Annotated in this window: 18 protein-coding genes and 2 pseudogenes; 17 read left to right on the forward strand and 3 right to left on the reverse strand. The window is 37.2% G+C overall.

Annotated elements, in window-relative coordinates; translation table 11 throughout:
* Nucleotides 1-177: 177 nt before the first annotated feature.
* Nucleotides 178-582: a hypothetical protein gene (locus ACQRD1_RS12625; RefSeq protein WP_427787676.1), complete on the reverse strand. Its 405-nt coding sequence runs from the start codon at nucleotides 580-582 to the stop codon at nucleotides 178-180.
* On the opposite strand from ACQRD1_RS12625, the pseudogene ACQRD1_RS12630 reads away from it, so the two are divergent.
* The 9 genes and pseudogenes from ACQRD1_RS12630 to ACQRD1_RS12670 form a co-directional block, all read left to right on the forward strand.
* A pseudogene (locus ACQRD1_RS12630) lies at nucleotides 537-1,303 on the forward strand (site-specific integrase); the annotation flags it as partial. The gene ACQRD1_RS12625 and the pseudogene ACQRD1_RS12630 overlap by 46 nt on opposite strands.
* A 797-nt stretch (nucleotides 1,304-2,100) precedes the next feature.
* Complete coding sequence (locus tag ACQRD1_RS12635; protein ID WP_427787678.1) at nucleotides 2,101-3,300, forward strand: AAA family ATPase; 1,200 nt, start codon at nucleotides 2,101-2,103, stop codon at nucleotides 3,298-3,300.
* A complete protein-coding gene (locus ACQRD1_RS12640) occupies nucleotides 3,293-3,943 on the forward strand; it encodes an RloB domain-containing protein (RefSeq protein WP_427787679.1) in 651 nt (216 codons plus the stop codon). Before ACQRD1_RS12635 ends, ACQRD1_RS12640 begins: the two co-directional genes overlap by 8 nt.
* Before the next feature lie 241 nt (nucleotides 3,944-4,184).
* Nucleotides 4,185-6,284 (forward strand): AAA family ATPase, encoded by a 2,100-nt coding sequence (locus ACQRD1_RS12645; protein WP_427787681.1) that lies wholly within the window; start codon nucleotides 4,185-4,187, stop codon nucleotides 6,282-6,284.
* 33 nt (nucleotides 6,285-6,317) lie between these two features.
* Nucleotides 6,318-7,208 carry a Fic family protein gene (locus tag ACQRD1_RS12650; protein ID WP_427787682.1) on the forward strand — a complete coding sequence of 297 codons (891 nt, stop codon included), beginning with the start codon at nucleotides 6,318-6,320 and terminating at the stop codon, nucleotides 7,206-7,208.
* Nucleotides 7,209-7,344: 136 nt separating this feature from the next.
* Complete coding sequence (locus tag ACQRD1_RS12655; RefSeq protein ID WP_427787684.1) at nucleotides 7,345-9,156, forward strand: GmrSD restriction endonuclease domain-containing protein; 1,812 nt, start codon at nucleotides 7,345-7,347, stop codon at nucleotides 9,154-9,156.
* A gap of 69 nt (nucleotides 9,157-9,225) precedes the next feature.
* Nucleotides 9,226-12,501, forward strand: coding sequence for a type I restriction-modification system endonuclease (gene hsdR, locus ACQRD1_RS12660; protein ID WP_427787686.1), 3,276 nt, complete (start codon nucleotides 9,226-9,228; stop codon nucleotides 12,499-12,501).
* Nucleotides 12,498-13,928, forward strand: coding sequence for an N-6 DNA methylase (locus tag ACQRD1_RS12665; protein ID WP_427787688.1), 1,431 nt, complete (start codon nucleotides 12,498-12,500; stop codon nucleotides 13,926-13,928). Before hsdR ends, ACQRD1_RS12665 begins: the two co-directional genes overlap by 4 nt.
* Nucleotides 13,928-15,493: a restriction endonuclease subunit S gene (locus tag ACQRD1_RS12670; RefSeq protein ID WP_427787690.1), complete on the forward strand. Its 1,566-nt coding sequence runs from the start codon at nucleotides 13,928-13,930 to the stop codon at nucleotides 15,491-15,493. The genes ACQRD1_RS12665 and ACQRD1_RS12670 overlap by 1 nt, the downstream gene beginning before the upstream one ends.
* Before the next feature lie 36 nt (nucleotides 15,494-15,529).
* Here the strand turns inward: ACQRD1_RS12670 and ACQRD1_RS12675 are convergent, their stop codons facing one another.
* Nucleotides 15,530-16,339: a tyrosine-type recombinase/integrase gene (locus ACQRD1_RS12675; RefSeq protein WP_427787692.1), complete on the reverse strand. Its 810-nt coding sequence runs from the start codon at nucleotides 16,337-16,339 to the stop codon at nucleotides 15,530-15,532.
* Nucleotides 16,340-16,402: 63 nt separating this feature from the next.
* Between ACQRD1_RS12675 and ACQRD1_RS12680 the strand changes: the two genes are divergently transcribed.
* Nucleotides 16,403-17,029 (forward strand): restriction endonuclease subunit S, encoded by a 627-nt coding sequence (locus tag ACQRD1_RS12680; RefSeq protein WP_427787694.1) that lies wholly within the window; start codon nucleotides 16,403-16,405, stop codon nucleotides 17,027-17,029.
* Here the strand turns inward: ACQRD1_RS12680 and ACQRD1_RS12685 are convergent.
* A complete protein-coding gene (locus ACQRD1_RS12685; RefSeq protein WP_427787696.1) occupies nucleotides 17,022-18,362 on the reverse strand; it encodes a restriction endonuclease subunit S in 1,341 nt (446 codons plus the stop codon). The two genes, ACQRD1_RS12680 and ACQRD1_RS12685, sit on opposite strands and share 8 nt — an antisense overlap.
* Before the next feature lie 405 nt (nucleotides 18,363-18,767).
* On the opposite strand from ACQRD1_RS12685, the gene ACQRD1_RS12690 reads away from it, so the two are divergent.
* From ACQRD1_RS12690 to ACQRD1_RS12720, 7 genes and pseudogenes are all read left to right on the forward strand, one after another.
* Nucleotides 18,768-19,064 carry a hypothetical protein gene (locus ACQRD1_RS12690; protein ID WP_427787698.1) on the forward strand — a complete coding sequence of 99 codons (297 nt, stop codon included), beginning with the start codon at nucleotides 18,768-18,770 and terminating at the stop codon, nucleotides 19,062-19,064.
* 24 nt (nucleotides 19,065-19,088) lie between these two features.
* Nucleotides 19,089-19,517, forward strand: a pseudogene (locus ACQRD1_RS12695) (single-stranded DNA-binding protein).
* Nucleotides 19,518-19,608: 91 nt separating this feature from the next.
* On the forward strand, nucleotides 19,609-21,210 hold the full coding sequence (locus ACQRD1_RS12700) for a transposase (protein ID WP_427787700.1): 1,602 nt from the start codon (nucleotides 19,609-19,611) through the stop codon (nucleotides 21,208-21,210).
* A gap of 293 nt (nucleotides 21,211-21,503) precedes the next feature.
* Nucleotides 21,504-21,854 carry a DUF3847 domain-containing protein gene (locus ACQRD1_RS12705; protein WP_427787701.1) on the forward strand — a complete coding sequence of 117 codons (351 nt, stop codon included), beginning with the start codon at nucleotides 21,504-21,506 and terminating at the stop codon, nucleotides 21,852-21,854.
* A 189-nt stretch (nucleotides 21,855-22,043) separates the two neighbouring features.
* A complete protein-coding gene (locus ACQRD1_RS12710) occupies nucleotides 22,044-22,376 on the forward strand; it encodes a helix-turn-helix domain-containing protein (protein ID WP_427744908.1) in 333 nt (110 codons plus the stop codon).
* Nucleotides 22,377-22,388: 12 nt separating this feature from the next.
* Nucleotides 22,389-23,210 carry an ImmA/IrrE family metallo-endopeptidase gene (locus ACQRD1_RS12715; protein WP_427787702.1) on the forward strand — a complete coding sequence of 274 codons (822 nt, stop codon included), beginning with the start codon at nucleotides 22,389-22,391 and terminating at the stop codon, nucleotides 23,208-23,210.
* Nucleotides 23,207-23,866 (forward strand): PIN domain-containing protein, encoded by a 660-nt coding sequence (locus tag ACQRD1_RS12720; protein ID WP_427787704.1) that lies wholly within the window; start codon nucleotides 23,207-23,209, stop codon nucleotides 23,864-23,866. The genes ACQRD1_RS12715 and ACQRD1_RS12720 overlap by 4 nt, the downstream gene beginning before the upstream one ends.
* The last annotated feature ends 1 nt before the right edge of the window (nucleotide 23,867 follow it).

A 23,867-nucleotide genomic window follows, 5' to 3' on the forward strand; every position in this document is an offset into this window, starting at 1 on the left:
ACTTTCCTTTTTACGGTTTGGTAGAGCCTTTAGTAACTTGGAACGCTTGAACACATCCTTCATAACTTTATGTTCATACACAGAAAGATGGTCGAACGGAATCTGCATTTCATCGCAGAAGAAGCGCCAGAATTCCTCGATAGGGTTGCTCTTGAATTTGAGGGTCTGCAAGAAACGTTACACCTTTTTATCATTGGACATCGGTCTTTCGATAGGTGCAGATTCGGCAGCGTGTTCATGGTTCTCACGAATGGTGCGAATGATATTGTCCCAATCACTGTGAATAGTATGGAAGAAATATTCTTCCTCCTGAATGTGTGAACTTTCCAAAACCTTCAGGTACAGGTCGTTGGTATCCGGATTTTTCTGCTGAATAATCTGTAGGCGAACAGCATCCAGCCAGTCATTTATATTTTTAATCTGCATGGTGGCGATTCCGTCAACATAGATTTCAGTATCAGTCATCAGTTTTATAAAATCCAGATGTTTAATGATTTCACATAAAAGTCTATTATTGAAACGCCCGCTTTTCAACAGCCTTTCAGATGGCGGTGGATGATGATTTGTTGGTAAAAAATCCATTTGAGTTTCAGCTGAACACCGTTGTTGTGAACGATAGTGTTACAAGAGAAGCTATCACACGACAGCAGGAAAGAGATTTCTTGGAGTTCGTGAAGAACGACAAGCATTTCTGTAAGTACTATGACGGTATCTATATCCTGTTTAAGACAGTGTTTCGTATCTCCGAGTTTGTTGGATTGACAAAGAAGAACCTTGATTTTGAGAACAGCAGAATCATCGTGGATCATCAGCTTCAGAGAACCAGAGATATGAAATATATTATTGAAGATACCAAGACAGAGAGTGGCGAACGTATGGTGCCGATGACATCGGAAGTAAAGGAAGCCTTTCAGCGTATTCTTGATAATAGGAAAAATCAAAAGTTGAGCCTATGGTAGATGGGTACAGCGGATTCCTGTTTCTCGATAAGAATGGTAGACCGATGGTGGCGCTTCACTGGGAGAAATATTTTCAGCATATCCGTGAGAAGTACAACAAGATTTACAAAGTATAGATGCCGAAAGTTACCCCTCATGTTTGCAGACACATTTTCTGTTCCGATATGGCGAAGTCAGGAATGAATCCGAAGACACTTCAATATATTATGGGGCATAGTGACATCAGCGTAACATTGAATGTTTACACTCATCTGAATTACGATGATGCAGAGGAAGAAATGCAGAAAGTAGTGGATACTGCTTCTAAGAAATCGACAACGCACCGTAAAAGGTGCGTGTCGTAAATCTTTTGAATTTACGACAGAATTTACGACAAATGATGGCAAAAACAAGCCAAAATAAGCGTAGTTATACCAAGTTATGGTTGTTGAGCCTCTGTCGTAGAAATGCCGAAAAGTGGCGTAAAATCAAGGAAAGTCAGCATTTTCAAGGAGTTTTAGATATATGATAAATGTACTCTTCATCTGCCACGGCAAAGTGTCGCCGAAGTGGAAGAGAACCAGTATTTACAATGGTTTCAGCCATCTGAGTAGATGAATTTCCCACACTTTTCCCACAATAATGAGCTTCTGACATAGCACGAATGATTTTCCACTTACTTTGCGTAGGTGGGATTTTTTGTATCAGCGACGAGCCAAAGTCCAAGCTTGCTTGAGACCTTGGTGACCGCTTACAATCTCAGAACGTGCCTTTGGGCACTTCTGATGATTTGTGAGAAGTTGAAGGCGGTCAGAAATGACCGGGTTCAGGTTTTCGCAATACCCAAGAACCATCCGGACATTTTCCATATAGTAGTTGGGAAAATATCGTTGTTTATATTAGGAAAGTTTTTTCTGGATATAATACAGTAAGTAATCTGCTTTGCAATTTGGCTAAGTACGTATTACTAAAGTGTAGTTTACTAAATTGTAAATGATTAATTAAACTGACTTGCCTTTTTGGTTAATAACAAAATTTAGGGTTATTTGGAATAAAAAGCAAACAAAATTAGAGTAAAACTATTGATTAAAACGGAAAAGTGGTTTACAAATGTTTTTTTTGAACTATAATATAAATGAATAAGCAAATTGCGAGGTGCTGTATGCTGATATATTATCGTTTTAATAATTTTTGTTCATTTAACTGTGAAAGTGAATTTTCAATGAGTGCACCAACTGGAAAGGTGAAAAAGCGTTTTCCGGATAATTATGTGGAAACTGCAGAAGGATTTGATTTGCTGAAATCTGCAGTGATCGTTGGTGAGAATGCCGGTGGTAAATCCAACTTTATTAATAGCTTAAAATATTTAAAATCCCTGTTTGTAACGAACGGTCAGGTGAAGTCTGTTCGTCCGTATGTGAATGCGGCAAGCCTGAACAGTAATAAAAAACCGATTCAGAAATTTGAACTATGTTTTCGTGCGTCAAATGATAAGGTATATGTCTATGAATTGCAAATTGATGAGAAAAATATAGTTTTTGAAAAATTGCAGTATATAAAAAATAAGAAATCAAAAGCTATTACAGTTTTTGAAGCTGGAAGAAATGCAAATGGCGAATGGTATGCTAAAGCACGTGATGCACATAATGTTACAATGAGCATGCACAAGTTTATGCTTGGTGATGTTCAAGTAAGTAATGTGAAGATTGGATTGATTATATCCAGGTGTGCATTGTTAGGTGATCCAGATGCATTGGCTGTTGTTGATTGGATGACAAATACACTTTATCCGGAATCCTTGACTTCAGACATGGCAGATGATGTTATCAAGCAGGATGCCGATATGCATATTTTGGAAGATGAAAGATATTTGGAAATTTTCCGTATGGTTGACTACAGTATCTGCGGTATTGAACTTGATAAGGAAAAACCATACAGCAAGACGATTATCATCCGTAAGGATGATAATGGAAACTTTTTTAGAAGAGAGCTGCAGATGGACTCTACTGGTGTCCGCGAGTTCTTTGCATGGGCAGTACACATTTTCCGTGTGGTATATGAAAACAAAGTTGTATTTGCAGATGAAATGGATCGAGTATTGAATCCTATTCTTTCGGATCGTGTGATTGCTTTTGTAAACGGAGCAGAGCACAATGGCCAGTTTATTTTCTCCACTCACAATGTGCTGCATCTGGACTTAAAGACCTATATGAAAGAGCAAATTTATTTCGTAACAAAGAACAGAGAGCAGTTGACTTCGGAAATGTATTCATTGTCTGATTTTCCGGAAGTTCGTTATGAAACGACTAAGATTTACGAATTTTATATGAAAGGCATTCTGGGAGGGACAGCATTTGAGTAGACCAGAACGTAAATTACAAAAAAGATTTGTTGTATTCTGTGAAGGTGATACTGAATACAATTACATTGACAAGATGAGAAAACGCCAGGATGTGCAGATTGCATTGAAACCAATCAATATGCATGGTGGCGGTTACAGTAACTTCTTGAAGAAAATAAAGACAGAATCACAGAAAAACTGCTTGGCGAAATTTATCATTGTGGATGCTGACCGCCTGATAAAGCATTACGAGGAAAAAGACAGTTTCTTACAGTTGGTAGAGTATTGTAGACTGCAAAATAAGAAAGGGACGATTCCTCACTTCCTGATTGTGAATAATCCAGATTTTGAGTATGTAGCTTGTCTGCATGTTCCTGAGTATAAAGGACAGGAAGTGACAAGATTTCTGCAAACAGTTCTTGGATTTCAGTCTTTGGAACAGTTTAAGAAGAATACAGAAGTGTATAAATGCCTGAATAATGGCGAGCGTTCTTATCAGGTTCTGATTCAGAAGATTCAGGGCAAGGACAAGTTCGTAAAGAATACATATTCTGTGAAGAAAAAGAATTTTGAAATTGCTATCAGTCGAACGGATGTGACATGGGAATTGCTTGATTGCAAAGGCAGTAACATGGAAGAATTTTTCAATGTGATAGATTGGTAAAAGATGATAAGCTTCTGATTAATGGTGTTTACTATTGGTCAGGAGCTTTTTCTGCTATTCAATTTACTTTAGTGACAAGAAGGTATAGAAAGAGAATCAAAATAATACCGGAAACGGCAAAATAAAACGAAATGAGTTGGGAGAGAATTTGAAATTTTGCCGATGATATGGTATACTATAATAAATTGATGAGAAGGAACATGCGAATTTAATTCAGAGAACAGATTGGAGTTGAGGATATATGAATTTGTCGATAAGCAATTGTAATAATATAGATAATGGACAGTTCAACATTGTGGATGGATGTCTTAATATTAAATATGCTATTAATGGAACAGGAAAATCTACAATTTCAAAAGCGATAGATGCATTTGTTTCGGAAGATGAAACTAAAAAACGTTCATTGATTCCGTTTAAATATTATGGAAATGAAACGGAACATTTTCCTGAATTGACTGGTTATGAAGGTTTTGGGAAAGTGGCTATCTTTAATGAAACATATATTGAGGATTATGTGTACCAGCAGAATGAGTTGATAAAAAATAGTTTTGAAATATTCATCAAAACACCTGATTATGATAAGCATATAAATGAAATAGAAAAATTGTTGGAAGGCATCAATACTACTTTTCAAAATCATCCAGAACTCGATGAATTGATAAAGGTATTTCAGGAGTTCATTGATGGATTTGGTAAAGCGAAAGGTGGATATTCTGCAGCAGGTGCTATTGGCAAAGGACTTGGTAAAGGAAATAAGATAGATAATATACCGAAAGGTTTGGAAGTATATGAACCATATTTAAAAAATAGCGAGAATGTTAAATGGATTAAGTGGCAATTAGAGGGAAAACGCTATTTAGATATGGCAGAGCAATGTCCATATTGCTCTGGATCAATACAGGAAACAAAAGAAACGATTTTAAAAGTAAGCGAAGAGTATGACGCAAAAGCAGTTGAACAATTAAATAAAATGTTAGAAGTTTTCAAAAAATTATCTCCGTTTTTTACGGATGATACAGTGGCTAAACTTGATGAAATATCCAAAAACATGGCTGGTATTTCAAATCACCAGAAAACTTACTTGTTAGAAATTAAAGCACAAGTAGATAGTTTAATGCAACAGCTGTATGGATTAAAAAGAATGGGATTTCATTCTTTAAAAAATGCAGAAAAGATAGCAGACGAATTGCAAAAATTTAAGGTTGATTTGTCATATTATTCGCATTTGAATTCTGACCTTTCAAATGAAAAAGTAGAGTTGATTAACAAAACATTAGATGTGGTTTTGGAAAAGGCAGGCAGATTACAAGGAGAAATAGCGCAACAGAAAAAACATATTAAGACAACTATTGAGATGTATAGTAAGGAAATAAATGACTTCTTATATTATGCTGGTTACAGGTATCAAGTGGATATTGTTGAAGAAGAACATACAACAGATTACCATTTGATTTTAAAACATGTTGATGGAGAAGGAGTAATTCAAGCTGCAAATGAACATTTGAGTTTCGGTGAAAGAAATGCATTTGCGTTAGTGTTGTTTATGTATGATGTTCTTAAGAATGATCCTGATTTGGTTGTTTTGGATGATCCAATTTCATCTTTTGATGGAAATAAAAAATTTGCAATCATAAACATGTTATTCATGGGTAAGCATAGCTTAAAAAATAGAACAGTATTATTGCTAACACACGAATTTAATACCGTAATTGATGTGATTTATAATATGCCATACAATTTTAGTCCGGCGCCAAAAGCGGCGTTCTTGACTACAAAAAATGGTGTGTTAAGTGAAAAAGAAATTAAGAAAACAGATATTAAGTCATTTGGAGAAATTGCACGTAGTAATATCAATTCTGGAATAAATTCATTAAATAAGTTGGTTTATTTAAGAAGACTTTTAGAAATTCAGAAGACAGATAGTTTGGCATGGCAACTTCTATCAAATATTTTTCATAAGAGAGAAATCCCAGAATTTCATTTTTCGGATGACACACCTAATCGTCAGATGACGGTACAAGAAATACAGGATGCGGAAAATGAAATTCGTTCAGAGTATCTTCCGGATTTTGATTATAATACAGAATACCAAAAAACACAGGATATGAAGCTCTTAAAAACACTATATGAAAATAGTGGAAGTAATTATGAAAAGCTTCAGATTTATCGCATCATGTTTAATGAAAATAGTTCAAATAGCGTGATTAAAAAATTTGTAAACGAAGCTTTTCATATAGAAAATGATTATTTGTTTCAATTGAATCCTTGTGAGTATGATACTGTGCCACAATATATTATCGATGAGTGTGATAAGGAGATATTGAGCATAGCAGTTGATTAAGATATTATTTGGAAATATAACGGAGGAGAGCAGATGCGATACCTTTCAGTTACTGAAATTGCAAAAAAATGGGGTGTGTCGGAGCGCAGCGTTAGAAATTACTGTGCTCAGGGGCGTGTAAACGGTGCATTCCTTACGGGAAAGACGTGGAATATTCCGGAGAATGCAGAGAAGCCGGAGCGCTCCAATAAACGGAAAGAACAGCCGATAACATTGCTGGATATTCTGCAAGAACAGAAAGCGAGTAAGTATTCCGGTGGCATTTACCATAAGACACAGATTGATTTAACATACAACTCCAATCATATCGAAGGCAGCCGCCTGACACACGATCAGACAAGATATATTTTTGAAACCAACACCATCGGTGTGGAAAATGAAGTCCTCAACGTGGATGATGTGATTGAAACGGCAAACCACTTCCGTTGCATTGATATGATTATTGACAATGCAAAAGCTGTGTTGACCGAAAAGTTGATCAAAGAGCTTCATTTGATATTGAAGAATGGCACCAGTGATTCCAGAAAAGATTGGTTCGCTGTTGGAGATTATAAGAAATTGCCGAATGAAGTTGGCGGTAGGGACACTGCACTTCCAGAAGAAGTTGCCGATAAAATGAAAGCTCTGCTGGCAGAGTACAACGGAAAAGAAGAAAAAAGTTTTGAAGATATTCTGGACTTCCATGTGAAGTTTGAGCGAATTCACCCGTTCCAAGACGGCAACGGTCGTGTGGGCAGATTGATTATGTTTAAAGAATGCCTGAAATATAATATTGTTCCATTCATCATAGAGGATAATCTGAAGATGTTCTATTACCGAGGATTGAAAGAATGGAATAATGAAAAGGGTTATTTGACTGATACCTGTCTGACCGCACAGGATAAATATAAAGCATATTTGGATTATTTTAGGATCGCTTATTAGTAAGCAGTTTCCAAAGTGTCAAAAGTTCATTCCAAAGTATCAAATTGACACTTTGGAGACAGGTCAAAGGGCAAGATTTGCACTTTAAATTGCACTTTGAATTTTGAAACTACTATATAGGATAAGAGGTACAGTGATGAATGGTGAAAAATTTACCTTAATGCAGTATTCAGTTCATGCGATTCTTGGACTGATTGATGCAGAAGATTTTGTGATACCTGAAATTCAGCGCCCATTTGTGTGGAAGCGCAGTCAGGTTAGAGATTTGATAGATTCTTTATATAATGGATATCCAACAGGTTATATTATTACTTGGAAGAATCCTGATGTAAAAACAAAAGATGGCGGCAAAGCGAACGGTAAAAAAGTGTTGATTGATGGTCAGCAGAGAGTAACCGCTTTAATGGCTGCTATATCCGGAAAAGAAGTTCTGGATGATGATTTTAACAAAGAAAGAATTAAAATAGCATTCAATCCGTTGGCAGAAGATGAAACAAAAAGGTTTGCTGTACAGGACGCCTCTCATCTGAAAGATAAAAAATGGATCCCAGATATTTCGGTTGTTTTTGAACCTGAATTTGATCCATTTGAATTTTCTATTGCATATTGCGAAGTAAATGAGGGTGTTAAACCTAACGTTGTAAACAAAGCAATTACTGAACTAAAAGGTATTGCCAATCGTCAGATTGGTGTAATCGAATTGGATGCAACACTGGACATTGACGAAGTAACAGAAATCTTTATTCGCATTAATTCTAAGGGTACAGCATTAAGCCAGTCTGACTTCGTTATGTCAAAAATGGCGGCGGATTCCGCACATAACGGTAGTTTAATGAGAAAAACGGTGGACTATTTTTGTCACTTGGCTGTGAAACCGGATTTTTATTCTCATTTGGCTAATGATAAAGAATTCCAGGATTCTAAATATGCAGATAAAATCAAATGGTTGGCGAGTGATTATGATGATATTTACGATCCGGATTATGGAGACATGTTGAGAGTATCATTTATGCACCAATTTAGACGTGGTAAATTAGCTGATTTGGTAAGCCTGCTGTCAGGTAGAGACTTTGTTACAAAAGAATTCCGTGAGGACATTGTAGAAGAATCCTACCAGAAATTAGATGACGGAATTATGAACTTCATCAATAAGTATAATTTCTCGCAGTTTATTATGGCAATTAAGGGTGCGGGATTTGTATCTAGTAAGTTGCTTAATTCAAGAATGACTTTGGATTTTGCATATACTCTGTATCTCATGTTGCTAAATGATCCGGCAATACCGAATTCTCAGATTAAACGATATGTACAGAAATGGTTTGTGCTTTCAACTCTTACATCCAGATACATTGGTTCTCCGGAAACACAGATGGATAGAGATATGAGAAATATTGGGGAAAAAGGATTTTTAAAATTTCTTGTCGAAGTTGAAGCATCTGCGTTATCAGAAAGCTTTTGGACTGTTACATTACCGCAGTATTTGGAAACATCCTCTATCAACAGTCCGGCGTTTAATACATTCTTGGCAGCACAGATTAACCGAAACTGCAATTCTCTGATGATGAAAGGTATTAAAATATCTGATTTGGTAACAATTTCTGGGGATGTACACCACATTTTCCCTAAGGCATATTTGAAGAAAAATGGTGTGACAGCCAAAACAAAGTATAATCAGGTTGCAAACTATATTTATTTGGATACACAAGTAAATAAAGCAATTGGTGATGATGCTCCGGCGATATATTTCACGACAGTAAAGGAGCAATGTAAAACAAAAGATATTGTTTTCGGAAATATTGCAACAGAAGAACTATTGAATGAAAACCTGGCAGAAAACTGTATTCCTGATAATATTTTTGAAATGACTGTAGAAAATTACGATGATTTCCTGCAGGAACGTAGAAAGCTGATGGCAAAACTTATTCAAGGATATTATGAAGGATTATAATTTACGTGTATATGTTCCGATAATATTTTATTATCAGAACATATGATAAACGAGAGGGGGACGTATTAAATGGCTTCCAATTTTAAATTTTTAGAAACAGAATTTCCGGTTTTGGCAAATTTTGGTAATTTAGCAGAGCAGTATTGTTACACAGATCCGAACTCGTGCTTGATGAAACTGGGAATGATTGGAGAAACAATCGTAAATCTGATGTTTACATACGATAAGATTCCTGTTCCTTATGATAACTCTGCAGTGAATCGAATCAATGTATTATCTTCGGAAGGCCTCTTAACAAGAGATTTAACTGACATTTTGCATGCACTTCGTAAAGTAAGAAATAAAGCTGTTCATGAAAATTATTCAGAAGCATCAGATTGTCCTGTTTTCTTACAGATGACATATAGTTTGTCCGAATGGTTTATGCAGACTTATGGTGACTGGAATTATCAGCATCGGGATTTTGTTATGCCTGTAAAGGAAGAAAAGAAAACAGAGAAGATTGTTGTTTTCAATAAAGCTCAGGAAGAAAAAGAGGAAGAGCTTACAAAAGCTGCAATTGCATGTGCTGAACAGGCTGAACAGGTAGATAAGAAAGTTCGTCTGAAACAGGCAAATAAAATGGCAAGTCAGCGTCAGAAGTCTGAGGCTGAAACTCGCTATATGATTGATGAGCAGCTGCGCCAGGTTGGCTGGGAAGCTAATACGCAGGAAATCCGCTATTCAAAAGGTGCAAGACCTGCAAAAGGTCATAACATGGCGATTGCTGAATGGCCAACAGATTCTACTGTTAGCAAAAAAGGCTATGCAGATTATGCACTGTTTGTAGGAACAAAGCTTGTTGGGATTATCGAAGCGAAAGCTGAACATAAAGATATTCCATCTGTTATTGATTATCAGGGTAAAGATTATCCGAGAAATATCCGTAAAGAAGATGCAGAGTATCTGATTGGTACTTGGGGCGAATTTAAGGTTCCATTTACTTTTGCAACAAATGGTAGACCTTATTTGGAACAGTTCAAAACGAAATCGGGTATCTGGTTTTTGGATTTAAGAGAACCGTCTAATGCTCCTATGGCATTGCATGGCTGGATTAGCCCGAATGGTATTATGGAACGATTGGAAAAGAATATTCAGGCGGGTAATGATGCGTTGCAGGCAATGCCGTATGACTTATTAACAGATAAAGATGGTCTGAATCTGCGTGAATATCAGGTGAAAGCGATCAAAGCAGCCGAAAAAGCAGTTATTGATGGACAGAGAGAAGTGCTGATTGCAATGGCAACAGGTACAGGTAAAACTCGTACTGTTCTTGGCATGATTTATCGCTTTTTAAAGACAAATCGTTTCAAGCGTATTTTGTTCCTTGTCGATAGAACTTCTCTGGGAGATCAGGCTTCAGATGTTTTTAAGGAAGTAAAACTTGAAGAACTGATGACTCTTGATGAAATCTATAATATTAAGGGATTAGATGAGAAAACAGTAGATAAAGAAACTCGTATTCAGGTCGCTACTGTTCAGAGCATGGTAAAACGTATCCTTTATAACGAAAGTGATGTAATGCCAGCGGTAACAGATTTTGACTTGATTATTATCGACGAGGCACATCGTGGTTATATTTTGGATAAAGAAATGGGCGATGTAGAAGTTTTGTATCGTGACCAGCGTGATTATCAGAGTAAATACCGTACAGTAGTAGAATATTTTGACGCTGTAAAAATCGCACTTACTGCGACACCAGCATTACATACAACAGAAATTTTTGGACAGCCAGTATTCAAATATACATATAGAGAAGCTGTTATTGAAGGATATCTGGTAGACCATGATGCACCACATCATCTGGAAACAAAACTCAGCACGGGCGGTATTCATATTAAGAAAGGTCAGACAGTTACGATTTATGATCCTAATACTGGAGAAATAACAAATAGCGAATTGTTGGAAGATGAACTGGATTTTGATATTGAAAATTTCAATAAACAGGTTATTACTGAGAATTTCAACAGAACTGTGCTGACTGAGATTGCAAGAGATATAGACCCTGAAAATCCGGAAGAACAAGGTAAGACTCTTATTTATGCCGTTGATGACCAGCACGCAGATATGATTGTTTCTATTCTAAAGGAAATCTATTCAGAAACTGGTGTTGACAATGATGCTATTATGAAGATTACTGGCAGTGTAGGTGGTGGTAATCCTAAGAAAGTAGCAGAAGCAATCAAGCGTTTTAAAAACGAGAGATTTCCAAGTATAGCTGTTACGGTTGATTTACTTACAACTGGTATTGATGTACCGGAAATTACAACACTGGTATTTATGCGCAGAGTAAAATCTCGTATCCTCTTTGAACAGATGATGGGACGAGCTACCAGATTGTGTCCAAAGATTCATAAAACTCATTTTGAGATTTATGATCCTGTTGGTGTTTATGATTCTCTGGAACCGGTAAATACTATGAAGCCTGTCGTGACTAATCCGACTACTACTTTCACACAGCTTCTGGATGGCTTGAAAGAAGTGGAAGACAAGGATGTAATACAGGCTCAGATTAACCAGATTATTGCAAAACTTCAGCGTAAAAAACGCCGTATGGACGATAAGACTATGGAGCAGTTTATCAGTATGACTGATGGTATGAATCCAACCCAGTTCATTATTGACATCGAAAAGAGAAATCCTGAAGATGCAAAAAAACGTCTGTTGGCATATAGAGAAATGTTTGCATATATTCAGCAAACAAAGGCGAATGGCGGTAATCCAGTAGTTATTTCTGACGAAGAAGATATTTTGACCGGACATACAAGAGGTTACGGTAATTCCGATAAACCGGAAGATTATCTTGATGCTTTCTCTGAATATGTTAAGACTCATATGAATGAGATTGCTGCGTTGAGCATTGTTTGCACCAGACCAAAAGATCTGACAAGGGATGCGCTAAAAGCATTAAGATTAACTCTTGATAGAGAGGGCTTCACAACACAACAGCTGAATACGGCAATATCGGAGCTTACCAATGAAGAAATTGCTGCTGATATTATCAGTCTTATTCGCAGATATGCTATTGGTTCTGCATTGATTAGCCATGAAGTAAGAATACGCAGAGCAGTAGACAAATTAAAAAAAGCTCATAACTTCTCAAAACAGGAGATGAGCTGGATTGGACGTATGGAAAAATATTTGAAGGAAGAATCCGTGTTGAACGTCCAGGTATTTGATGAAGATAGTCGTTTTAAGAGTTACGGAGGATTTGCAAAAATCAACAAAGTATTCCAGAATAAACTGGAAAATATCGTACTGGAATTAAACGAATATCTTTATGATGACGGAGGTAGAGTTGCATGACAACACAAGAAATTGTTTCGAAGCTTTGGAATCTCTGTAATGTACTCAGAGATGATGGTATCACATATCATCAGTATGTAACCGAATTAACATATATTTTGTTCCTGAAGATGGCAAAGGAAACTGGCGCTGAATCCCAGATTCCGGAAGCCTATCGTTGGGATAATCTCACATCCAAGAGTGGTATTGAGCTGAAAAAGTTCTATAAAGAATTACTTGCTCATCTTGGAGAAAACTGCACAGGACGTGTCCGTGAAATTTATCAAGGTGCGTCAACAAATATTGATGAGCCTAAAAATCTTGAAAAAATCATTACAACCATTGACGGGCTGGATTGGTTTTCTGCGAGAGAAGAAGGTCTTGGCAATCTTTACGAAGGTCTTTTGGAAAAGAACGCTAACGAAAAGAAATCCGGCGCAGGTCAGTATTTCACACCACGTGTACTGATTGATATTATGACCAAATTGGTGAAGCCACAGCCGGGTGAACGTTGTAATGATCCCGCTTGCGGTACTTTTGGCTTTATGATTTCTGCAAGCCAGTATGTTCGTTCACAGACAGATGATTTCTTTGATCTAGATGCAGATATGGCTAAATTTGAAAGAGAAGAAGCGTTTACTGGTTGTGAACTGGTACATGATACACACCGTTTGGCTCTGATGAATGCCATGCTGCATGACATCGACGGCAAAATCATTTTAGGCGATACTTTGTCCAGTGTAGGCATGAGCATGAAAGATTATGATGTTGTATTGACAAATCCACCTTTTGGTACAAAAAAAGGCGGTGAGCGTGCGACACGTGATGACTTTACATTTCCTACCAGCAATAAACAGCTGAATTTCCTTCAGCATATTTACCGTAGTTTGAAAACTAACGGTAAAGCACGTGCTGCTGTAGTTCTGCCGGATAATGTCTTGTTTGCTGACGGCGATGGCGAGCGTATCCGTCTTGACTTGATGGACAAATGTAATCTGCATACAATCTTGCGTCTTCCTACCGGTATTTTCTATGCGCAGGGCGTTAAAACTAATGTATTGTTCTTTACACGTGGAAAAACTGATAAGCATAACACAAAAGAAGTGTGGATTTATGACCTGAGAAATGATATGCCTTCCTTCGGCAAGACAAATCTTTTGAAATCAGAACATTTTGATGATTTTGTGGAATGCTATGCAGATGGTGATCTGAGCAAGCGTAAAGAAACGTACAGCGAAGATAATCCAAACGGCAGATGGCGTAAATTTACTATTGAAGATATTTTGGCTCGTGATAAAACAAGTCTGGATATTACATGGATGAAAGCTGATTCCGGAACAGATGATTATACTCTGGCAGAATTACTTGATATGATCAAGGAAAAGTCTAATAACATAGCAAAGGCAGTTGCAGAACTGGAAGCATTAATTGGAGAGGTGGAAGAATAATGGATACCAAGGCATTACGACAAAAGATTCTTGACCTTGCTGTCCGTGGTAAGCTTGTTCCGCAGGATCCGAATGATGAACCGGCATCGGTTCTTTTGGAAAGAATCCGTGAACAGAAGCAACAGATGGTTAAGGACGGAAAGCTAAAAAAGAAAGACATTAAAAATGATTCCGTTATCTTTGTTGGTGAGGACAATTTGCATTATGAGAAGTTCGCTGATGGTACGGTAAAATGTATCGAAGATGAGATACCATTTGAACTGCCAGATGGGTGGGCATGGAGTAGATTAGGTACTATTAGTTCAGCTATACAGTATGGTTTAAGCAACTCAGCTGAAGCTCAAGGTTCCCATAAATTATTGCGTATTACTGATATCCAAGACGGAACAGTAAATTGGGATAATGTTCCTTTTACAACAACTACTGATCCAGACACTTATCTGCTTAAAACGGGCGATATTGTTTTTGCTCGTACAGGTGCGACGGTCGGAAAATCTTTTTTGATTACAGAAACACCATTTCCAGCCGTTTATGCTTCATACTTGATAAGAATTCGTCTGATTGGAGACTTGCCGTCTGAATATATCTATCAATTTTTTAATAGTGCTTGCTATTGGTCTCAAATTACTGATAAGTCTGTAGGTGTTGGTCAACCTAATTGTAACGGAACTTCTTTAAAAGAATTATTTATTCCTCTTCCACCATTAAATGAACAGGTTAAGATTATTCCAATCGTTGAGACGTTATTAGATTATGTAAAGAGAATTGGATTGGAAAGAACCGAATTGCTTTCTATTCTTTCTGCTACAAAATCCAAAATCCTTGACCTTGCTATCCGTGGTCAGCTTGTTCCACAAAATCCAGATGATGAGCCTGCTTCTGTTCTGTTGGAACGCATCAGAGCAGAGAAAGAAGAACTCATTAAACAGGGAAAAATCAAGCGTGATAAGAAGGAATCTATCATCTTCAAAGGTGAGGATAACTCTTATTATCTCAAAAGCGGAGATTTGGTAGAATCTCTGGGTGAATGGGCTTTCGAAGCTCTCCCTGACAGCTGGAGTGTGTGTTGCCTTGGAGAGCTATGTGACTACGGCAACTGTATCAATGTAGACACTGCCAACATCGATGATTCTGCATGGATGCTTGATCTGGAAGATATCGAAAAGGACACCGGCATTGTTTTGCAAAAGATTCGTAAAGCAGAGCGCAATGCCGCAAGTACAAAACACCTTTTCCACAAAGACCAAGTGCTGTATAGTAAACTCCGTCCGTATTTGAACAAGGTGGTTTTGGCAGATGAAGATGGATATTGCACATCAGAAATACTGCCGTTGGAATTCGAGCGGAACATACTTCCGCAATATGCACGCTATTATCTAATGTCCCCTGCATTTTTAGGATATGCTAATAAATGCTCATATGGAGTGAAAATGCCACGCCTTGGTACCGCAGACGGTAAGAAAGCCATAATATCTGTACCTCCACTCAATGAGCAGAAACGAATTGTTGCGGCAATCGAACAAGCGTTAGCACAGCTCGATTCTATTGCAGAAAACTTATCTTGACCAACAGCCGCCCTCGGAAGAAGGCGGCTGTTTCCTTTACCATGTGACGATTTTATCCACCAATGCCTGTTGTTCGCTGGCGGTTCTGCGGAGGTATATTCGTGTGGTTTCAATGCTTTCATGCCCCATCAGGTCGGCAAGCAAAGCAATATCGTTATACTTTTCAAGAAAATTTTTTGCATAGCGATGACGGAAGGAATGAGGATAAACCACCTTTTTATCAAGACCATATTTGTCAGCATAATTCTTTAGCTGCTGTGAAATACCACGGGTAGTTATACGATTACCATAACGATTCAAAAACAAATAACCGGAAGAACGTCCTGTTTCCTTCAGCCATGCAAGAGTTTCTTCTCTTAATTTTTTCGGAATAAATAATCGGCGAAGCTTTCCACCTTTCGTGTACAAATCAAAATAACCAAGTTCCACGTGCTCAATCTTAATGCGAATAAGTTCGCTCACACGGGCTCCGGTAGCGGCAAGATACCATACTACAAAGTACCATTCCATATTTCCGTCCTTTTTCAACTGACGCTTTAGAAACTTATAATCAGCATTGCTGATTACATTCTCCAAAAAGCATTTTTGTTGAATTTTCACAGCTTTGAGCCTGAGTTGTGGTTTGCCAAGATAATCCAGATATTTGTTCATAGCCTGTATTCTTAAATTGACAGTCTTAGGCTTGAAATGTTCCATCAGAAATCCTTTGTATGCAAGCAGATTTTCTGATGATATCTGTTCGTAATTTGCAGTATAATAATTTACTGTCCACAGGTAAGATTCGATGCTCTTTTCGGCGAGGTTATCCTTTTTCAGATATTCCTCAAATGTTATTTTTGTCTTCATAAAAAGACACCTCCATAATTTTATTTGCGATAATTCGCTGAATAAATTATAGAGGTTCAATGTGTGAACTCCTCTTATTATGAGAAGATTGGAAGCGAAGTTCATTGTATTGATGAGGAAATCCCTTTTAAAATACCCGAAACATGGGAATGGTTACGCTTGAAAAACTGTTGTGTCAAAGAGATCAAAAGAGGAAAATCACCCAAATATGCAACAGAAAGCAGCAATACGCTTGTATTTGCACAAAAATGTAACACAAAATACAATGGCATTGATATTGGATTAGCACAGTATCTTGATGAAAGCACTTTGGGTAAATATTCAACAGATGAGTATATGCAGGATGACGACATTGTTATCAATTCAACGGGTACGGGTACATTGGGACGTGTTGGACTTTATCAGTCAAGTGATAATATCAAAAGCATTGATATAGTTCCAGATTCTCACGTAACCGTTGTACGTTCCTACAATGAAGTTGATTCGTTTTATTTATACGCTTTTATGAAATCTAATCAGAGTAAGTTAGAAAAGAAAGGTGAAGGCTCTACAAATCAAAAAGAGCTTAAACCTATCACATTAAAAGAAATGCTTGTTCCTATACCTTCTATAAGAGAGCAAGAGCGAATTTCTTTAGCTATTCAGAAAGCATTTTCAATGATTAACACAATAGAAAAAAGCCTCAGCTGAGGCTTTTTTCTATGTCATGCAATCGAGATAATAATTCGCTAATTCTATCTACAATTCTTTCTTGCTCCGATATTGGAGGAAATGGGATCAAGGCTCTTTTCAACATGTCCTGAGTAAGCTGATTGATGGCTGTAGAATTTCCATCGTCAAATACATTTCTGAATTGATTCGAACGCAGATAGTGCAGAACATATTTGTAATAATCCGTTTTATAAACAGCCATAAATGCACCAAATGATACAGATTCTTTCAGTTCACCAATGAGTGTGCATTTTCCAACCAATGCCCTGCTACCATTTCTTACGCATATTAGAATATCATTAGGGTGAACATACTGATTTTCTCGTATTTTTGCTTTTACACGTACCAAATCATTCAAATCTATTTCATCATTTACGATATTACTGGAACGCAAAACCATTGTGCCATTAGGATCAATATCTGTTGGTCTATACGTAAGACCGATATTAGTTGTTCCAATCATTGATAGATTACACCATTCCCAACCATCGGGCAATTCAAATGGTAACTCATCTTCAATGGAACGACATTTACCATCAGAGAACTTCTCATAATAAGAGCTATCCTCACCTTTAAATATGATGGATTTCTTCTTATCACGCTTGATTTTGCCCTGCTTGATGAGTTCTTCTTTCTCTGTACGGATACGTTCCAACAGAACAGAAGCAGGTTCATCATCTGGATTTTGTGGCACAAGTTTACCACGGATAGCAAGGTCGAGAATTGTGGATTTAGCTTTCGAAACAAGTTCCAAGGCATCCTCTTTTTCGTTTTCAATATTATCAATAATAGACATCATTTCGTTAAGATGTTGACTCATTCGTTTTTGTTCATTATATGGAGGTAATGGAATGAGAATAGAGTTCATGTTGTCTTGAGTCATTTTAGGCTGTGCAGAGCCAGTTACATATTTCTCCAAGCTAATCGCATTGATATAAAAACAAAGGTATTCCAAAATAAATTTGTCAGTAGAATCAATACAGTGGGCATGGTTATTTACCCAATATTGTCCTTCGGCAAAAAATGCGATTGGTTTACTACGTGTTACAAGGTTCGCTCCATCTTCGCCTATGAGCAAAAGTCGTTCATTGAAAATATACCTATCAATTTTATCAATTTTACCTGATGCTCCATAATAGTCGTAGATTTTTGCAACATCTGTTCGCTGAGCTGACGATATGGGTTTTCGCTCACTATCACGATTGATTGTAATTGCAGAGAATCTTGTCCATGCCCACCCATCTGGCAGTTCAAATGGTATCTCATCTTCGATACATTTTACCGTACCATCAGCGAACTTCTCATAATGCAAATTATCGCTATAAAAAGTGTATAGGTAATTATTCAAAAGGATAGTGAGAAGTAGCAATTTGCAATATTTTAAATACTTTTTATCAAAATATGTTGTATAAGACCTTATCGCTTCCCATATAGGTAGAGGAGCATTTAGAGAATGATTAATTTCATCAAAGTCATTTTCATTTTGGACATGAACAGAAATCTACATCTCCTCACCGTACCTTGACAACTTCATAGCTCTTTTGCATGAGGATACCTGCTCTGAATATGCATAGGGGATTTCTTATCCTGCGTGTCTGATCAGTTTATACGCTTTGGCTTAAAGACTGATGCAGGGAACGCTGAGGTGGAAAGGTGCAATTGTAACTTGTTGATTTAGCAAAGAGGAAAGGAATAAGAAAATTATAGGAGAGATTTATTGGAACTATTGACATTGGATGAAGAGAAGCTGCTTGTGTGGTTTGGTTGTGAAAATTTGAAATTCACAAAGAAGCGACTCAAAATGGTTGGCTTATATGCAACCGACGAAGATTTTAGAAAATTGGTCTTCGGATTATTGCGAAAATTGAATACGGAAGAATATGCATCGATCTATACAGATATGTTTTTTGACATATGTGCAGAAAACAATGCAAGAAAGGCTGCCAGAGATCAATATCTGGCAGTATTAAGTGACACAACAGGATATGATGCAGAATATCTGCTTCGCAATTAGCGAAAGGTTAAAAAGGTGAATTATATGAATAAGGTTCAGTTAATGGGAAGATTAACAAGAAATCCAGAATCAAAATATGTTGGAGGTTCCGGTGACACTCTGATGGTAAAATACACGCTTGCAGTTGATCGTAGATATCGTGGAAGCAACAGCACCGCATCTGATTTTATCAATTGTGTGGTTTATGGTAAGGGAGCCGAGTTTGCCATGAAGTGGTTGAAGAAGGGGATGAAAATCGCTGTGTGCGGCCGAATCCAGACTGGTAGTTATACCGGTAAGGATGATAGGAAGGTTTTTACCACAGAGGTTGTTGTGGATGAGCATTATTTTGCGGAAGGCAAAGCTGCTGAAATAGATAATACGTAGGAAACTAAAACAGACAGTGAAGGATTCATGGAAGTTCCGAAAGATGAGGAATTACCGTTTGAGATTAGGGTGTCAAAAGGTCAGTGACCTTTGATATATTTGTACCTTGAAAATTTAACACGATGTTATTTTTTATTTTATTTGGTATAATGAAATCATCCTAAAAAGAGGTGATTTCATGGCTTTTGTACCAAATAGCAGTCAACAGATGTCTTTTACAGACAGCACATTCAATTTAACAGAAAGAGAACGTAGATTTCTTGAAAAATCCTGGGCAAAAACTTTTGCAGATAAGATTTTTCCGGCTATCGATGAGGATATTTTTTCTGTATTGTATAGCAATAAGGCTTCCCGTCCTAACACTCCGGTAAACGTGATTGTTGGCGCACTGATTTTAAAAGAAGCCCTTGGAGACAGCGATGATGAGATTGTTCAGGCTCTGATGTTTGATATCCGCTATCAATACGCTCTTCATACCACCAGTTTTGAAGAACAGCCCTTAAGCGACAGAACCCTGAGCAGATTCCGTGCCCGTTGTCTTGCCTATGAAACAGAGACGGGTATTGATCTGATCCATATATGTGTCACATCTTTAGCAAAAGAAATCGCAGAATTTATGAGACTTACCCCTGCCATGCAAAGAATGGACAGCCTTATGGTTGCAGCTAATATTAGGAATCTTTCTTTATTAGAACTCTTTTATACCTGCGTGGCAAACCTCGCAAAAGTTATGGTTGCCAAAGGGATCGATCTTCCGACAGAACAAAAACATTATGCCGAAAAAGATGATTACAATGCTTTTATTTACCATCAACGGAAACTGGATGCTAACGAAAGGACGATCGTAGTCTTGCACGATGCCGAAAAACTTCTGGAGATCTGTGAAGGCGGGTTTGATGATACCAGTGAATACCAGCTGTTGATCCGTCTTCTTAAAGAACAGACAATTACAGATGATGACGGAACCAGACGCCTGCGAGATAAAAAAGAAAAGGAAGACCCTTCAAAGGTTTTATTAAATCCATCGGATCCAGAAGCTATTTTTCGTAAAAAAGCAGGTGGAAAACATTTAGGGTATGTCGCAAATCTTACGGAAACCGTAGGTGAAAATAAAAGTCTGGTCACGGACTATGCTTATGAACAAAACATATATAGTGACAGCCAGTTCATGAAAGACCATCTGGATCAGGAACCTGTCTATGACCAGGAAGTGCTAATAGTTGCAGATGGTGCTTATGGCGGTGAAGGAAATGTTGCAAAGGCTGACGAACACGGAATCAGGCTTATTACAACAAACTTTACCGGGAGAAAACCGGCAGATATTTTTGTTGAATTTATTTTCAGTGAAGACGGGCATGAATTAATAGAGTGTATCAATCACAAAAAACCATTCTATACACACTATGACGAACATAATGACAGATGCAATACCCATTTTAAAAAATGCGATTGTGAATCGTGTCCTTATCTACAAGAGTGTAAACCACGTTTCAATGTAGGATATTCCTTAAAGGAATTATCCTGGAAAGCAGTAAACCGTGCCAAACAGCTTCGGTTTATGAAAACGGAAGAATTTACAAAATATGCACATTTCCGAAATGGTGTGGAGGCATTGCCTTCGTTGCTTCGAAGAAAGTACCGTGTGGATAAAATACCAGCACATGGGAAAAAACAAACACGGTTACATTTCGGGTTTAAAATAGCAGCATTGAATTTCCACAAGCTATTAGATTATGAAAATAGTTTGATTTGTTGTGCCTGCGAAAACAATCCGGCATAAAACACCGAAAGGATAATTCTTCCATACAGCTGTCCTTTCTGATTTCATCACTTCAAAACAGATTCGTGTTAAATTTTCAAGGTACAAGTAAAGTTAATATATTTCAGATGTGTCTTTTGACACCCTAATCCGTTTGAATAATCTCTGAAGCAAGGCTGAAGAGCGCACTTATATACTTTTAGCAAAGTATGTGCGTTCTCCGGGGGAAATTGTTCTGAAAGCCATTTCAGAAAAGGTTTTGCGGATTAGAAATCCGATAATGAGAAAGGTTTTTAAAGAAAGGGTATTTACATATGGCAAGAAAGAAATCATTTGAAGAGTATCGAGAAGAGAATATAAGAGAACAAGAAAAAATCAAACAGCAGATTGAAGATGCAAGATTAAAGCAGTTGCAGGCAGAGCATTGTATTCAGCGAGCAGAAAATCAGATCACCTACCAGAGAAAGAAAAAAGATAAGGCCAGAGTACATCGTCTGATTACAAAGGGTGCTGCGATTGAAGCAATTTGCAAAGATACACAGTATCTGATGGAATCGGAGTTTTATGAATTGATGGATGAAGTGTTGAATATTCCAGAGCTGCAGTTTCATTTGCGTGTAGCCGATATGGTACAGGGCAGACAGGGAATTGTAGAGGAGGAGTAACTTGGAATGTTATCATTTTAATTTAACGCAGCTATCCAGAGGACATGGACAGTCAGTAATCAATTGATGAATAGAAAAAGTTATATTTTTATAACATATAATAATGCAAATGTTATAAAAATATAACACGCATATTGACGCGCTGAATTCGCGATGATAGAATATAATTACAAGAATGGAGGAGAAATCATGAACGAATTATTAGGAGGTCGCATCAAAGCATTAAGAAGTGCTGCTAATTTTACGCAAGAACAAATTGCAGATCAAATTGGAATCAGTAGACAGAAGTATGCTCGTATTGAAAGTGGAACTAACAATATTACATTAGATGTTTTGGCTAAGATTGCAAACGTATTAAAAGTACAGGTTGGAGATATCACAAGAGTTCTTGATGAAACTCCGATAGTTGAGTATCGCGTAGGTGATGAAAAAGCATCTTCAAAGAAAATTTTTGATATGCTTGATTTGTTCTATGCCAATAAGCATTTGAATGAAAAATTACAGCATAAGGACGACGTTTAAAGGAGGGGCATAATGCTGGAAGGCAGAAAACGAGATATCAGAAAACAAGCATATGCGCTTCGAGAAAAATGTAAAGTGAGTCGCTATGGTATTATTGACTTGTTTAAAGAGTGCGAAAGATTAGGATACAAATTACTGAGATATCCGCTTGGTGAAGATGCTGATCTTGGCTTTGTTATGAAGAAAGACAATGATATAGTGGTTTTCACAAATACATGTAGTAGATTGGCGAGAGAAATCTTTACTTTGGCTCACGAAATCGGCCATGTTGTTTTGCATCTGGAAAGAGCAAATTCTTTTATTGACGATGCGATTACGATAGCTGGACGTAGCACAAATGAAAAAGAACAGGAAGCCAATTATTTCGCATCGTGTTTATTAATGCCAGAGGATGAAGTAGATAAGTTTCTTGATTTGGAAATTGTGGATTTTAAATCTAAAGGATTAACTGCAATGGATATAGCAAGAATCATGTCTGAATTTAACGTAAGTTTTGAGATGGCATTAAACAGGTTGGAAAACCTTGAAAAGATTAGTGGGAATGAAAGAACAAAATTGGATAACGCGCGTATTCAGTTACGAGTGGGAAATCTTCTTAGAAGCGTTGGTGGTAACCAGCGTTTAAATGAAGCAACAGAAGAAATTGAAATTCCGCATGAGTACATTGAGTATGTAATTGATAATTACAATCATAATGTCATTCCACAGGAAACTCTGGAAAAAGCGTTGGAATGTTATCATCTTACAATCGAGGATATCAGTGACAAGTTGGTGGAAAGGGAAGAAGCAGAAGAAGATGACTTAGATGCTTTATTAGGAGGAATTGCAGATTGAGAGCTTCTTTAGACACAAATGTAATCATCCATTTATATCGGGCAAATATGCAGATTATATTGTTTGATATTTTTAAAGATGGATTATTTATATACGAGCAGATTCGAAACATTGAATTAGAACATCATGGCAAGGCAGTTTTGGAAGCTGTTGATGCTGATATCGAAGAAGGGAAAATCGAATTATATACCAATGCTAAACTGAAAGAGCAAGGTGTATACAGAATATTTGAAAACAATGTAAAAGATAATCGTTGGCTATATATGTCTGGTGACCTGGGAGAAGTCTATGCGATATCGTTGGCGCAGACTATCGGTGCATATTCATTGGTGACAGATGATATAAAACAGGGTGGACCATATATGTCATTTGTTCATCTGGACTATGATATAAAGCCGTTCACTTTTGCGGATATTTTGATTCTCAGATATCTACTCGGATTTGCAGATGTACAACAGACAGTAAAAGATTTCGATACAGTGAATAAAACATCAGATTTGAATTGGGCATTTAGAAGTCAGCTGGCGAAGTTTATCAAACGATTCGTTGCAGATCCGTATAAGGTGGAAGAAAAAGAATGGTTTGAACAATGGACAACAGAAAATGACATAAACGCAATGGCGAAATTCAGGGCGTTGAGAGATGTGTTGAAGTAAG

Origin of the sequence: Bariatricus sp. SGI.019, from assembly GCF_050315235.1 — a bacterium.
Lineage (GTDB): Bacteria > Bacillota > Clostridia > Lachnospirales > Lachnospiraceae > JAFBIX01.

Bases quoted from the DNA above. Each gene is read 5' to 3' on its own strand.
- ACQRD1_RS12670 (WP_427787690.1), top strand. From the start codon at position 13,928: ATGGATACCAAGGCATTACGACAAAAGATTCTTGACCTTGCTGTCCGT.
- hsdR (WP_427787686.1), top strand. From the start codon at position 9,226: ATGGCTTCCAATTTTAAATTTTTAGAAACAGAATTTCCGGTTTTGGCA.
- ACQRD1_RS12700 (WP_427787700.1), top strand. From the start codon at position 19,609: ATGGCTTTTGTACCAAATAGCAGTCAACAGATGTCTTTTACAGACAGC.
- ACQRD1_RS12625 (WP_427787676.1), bottom strand. From the start codon at position 582: ATGGATTTTTTACCAACAAATCATCATCCACCGCCATCTGAAAGGCTG.
- ACQRD1_RS12635 (WP_427787678.1), top strand. From the start codon at position 2,101: ATGCTGATATATTATCGTTTTAATAATTTTTGTTCATTTAACTGTGAA.
- ACQRD1_RS12705 (WP_427787701.1), top strand. From the start codon at position 21,504: ATGGCAAGAAAGAAATCATTTGAAGAGTATCGAGAAGAGAATATAAGA.
- ACQRD1_RS12675 (WP_427787692.1), bottom strand. From the start codon at position 16,339: ATGAAGACAAAAATAACATTTGAGGAATATCTGAAAAAGGATAACCTC.
- ACQRD1_RS12715 (WP_427787702.1), top strand. From the start codon at position 22,389: ATGCTGGAAGGCAGAAAACGAGATATCAGAAAACAAGCATATGCGCTT.
- ACQRD1_RS12710 (WP_427744908.1), top strand. From the start codon at position 22,044: ATGAACGAATTATTAGGAGGTCGCATCAAAGCATTAAGAAGTGCTGCT.
- ACQRD1_RS12645 (WP_427787681.1), top strand. From the start codon at position 4,185: ATGAATTTGTCGATAAGCAATTGTAATAATATAGATAATGGACAGTTC.
- ACQRD1_RS12665 (WP_427787688.1), top strand. From the start codon at position 12,498: ATGACAACACAAGAAATTGTTTCGAAGCTTTGGAATCTCTGTAATGTA.
- ACQRD1_RS12655 (WP_427787684.1), top strand. From the start codon at position 7,345: ATGAATGGTGAAAAATTTACCTTAATGCAGTATTCAGTTCATGCGATT.
- ACQRD1_RS12650 (WP_427787682.1), top strand. From the start codon at position 6,318: ATGCGATACCTTTCAGTTACTGAAATTGCAAAAAAATGGGGTGTGTCG.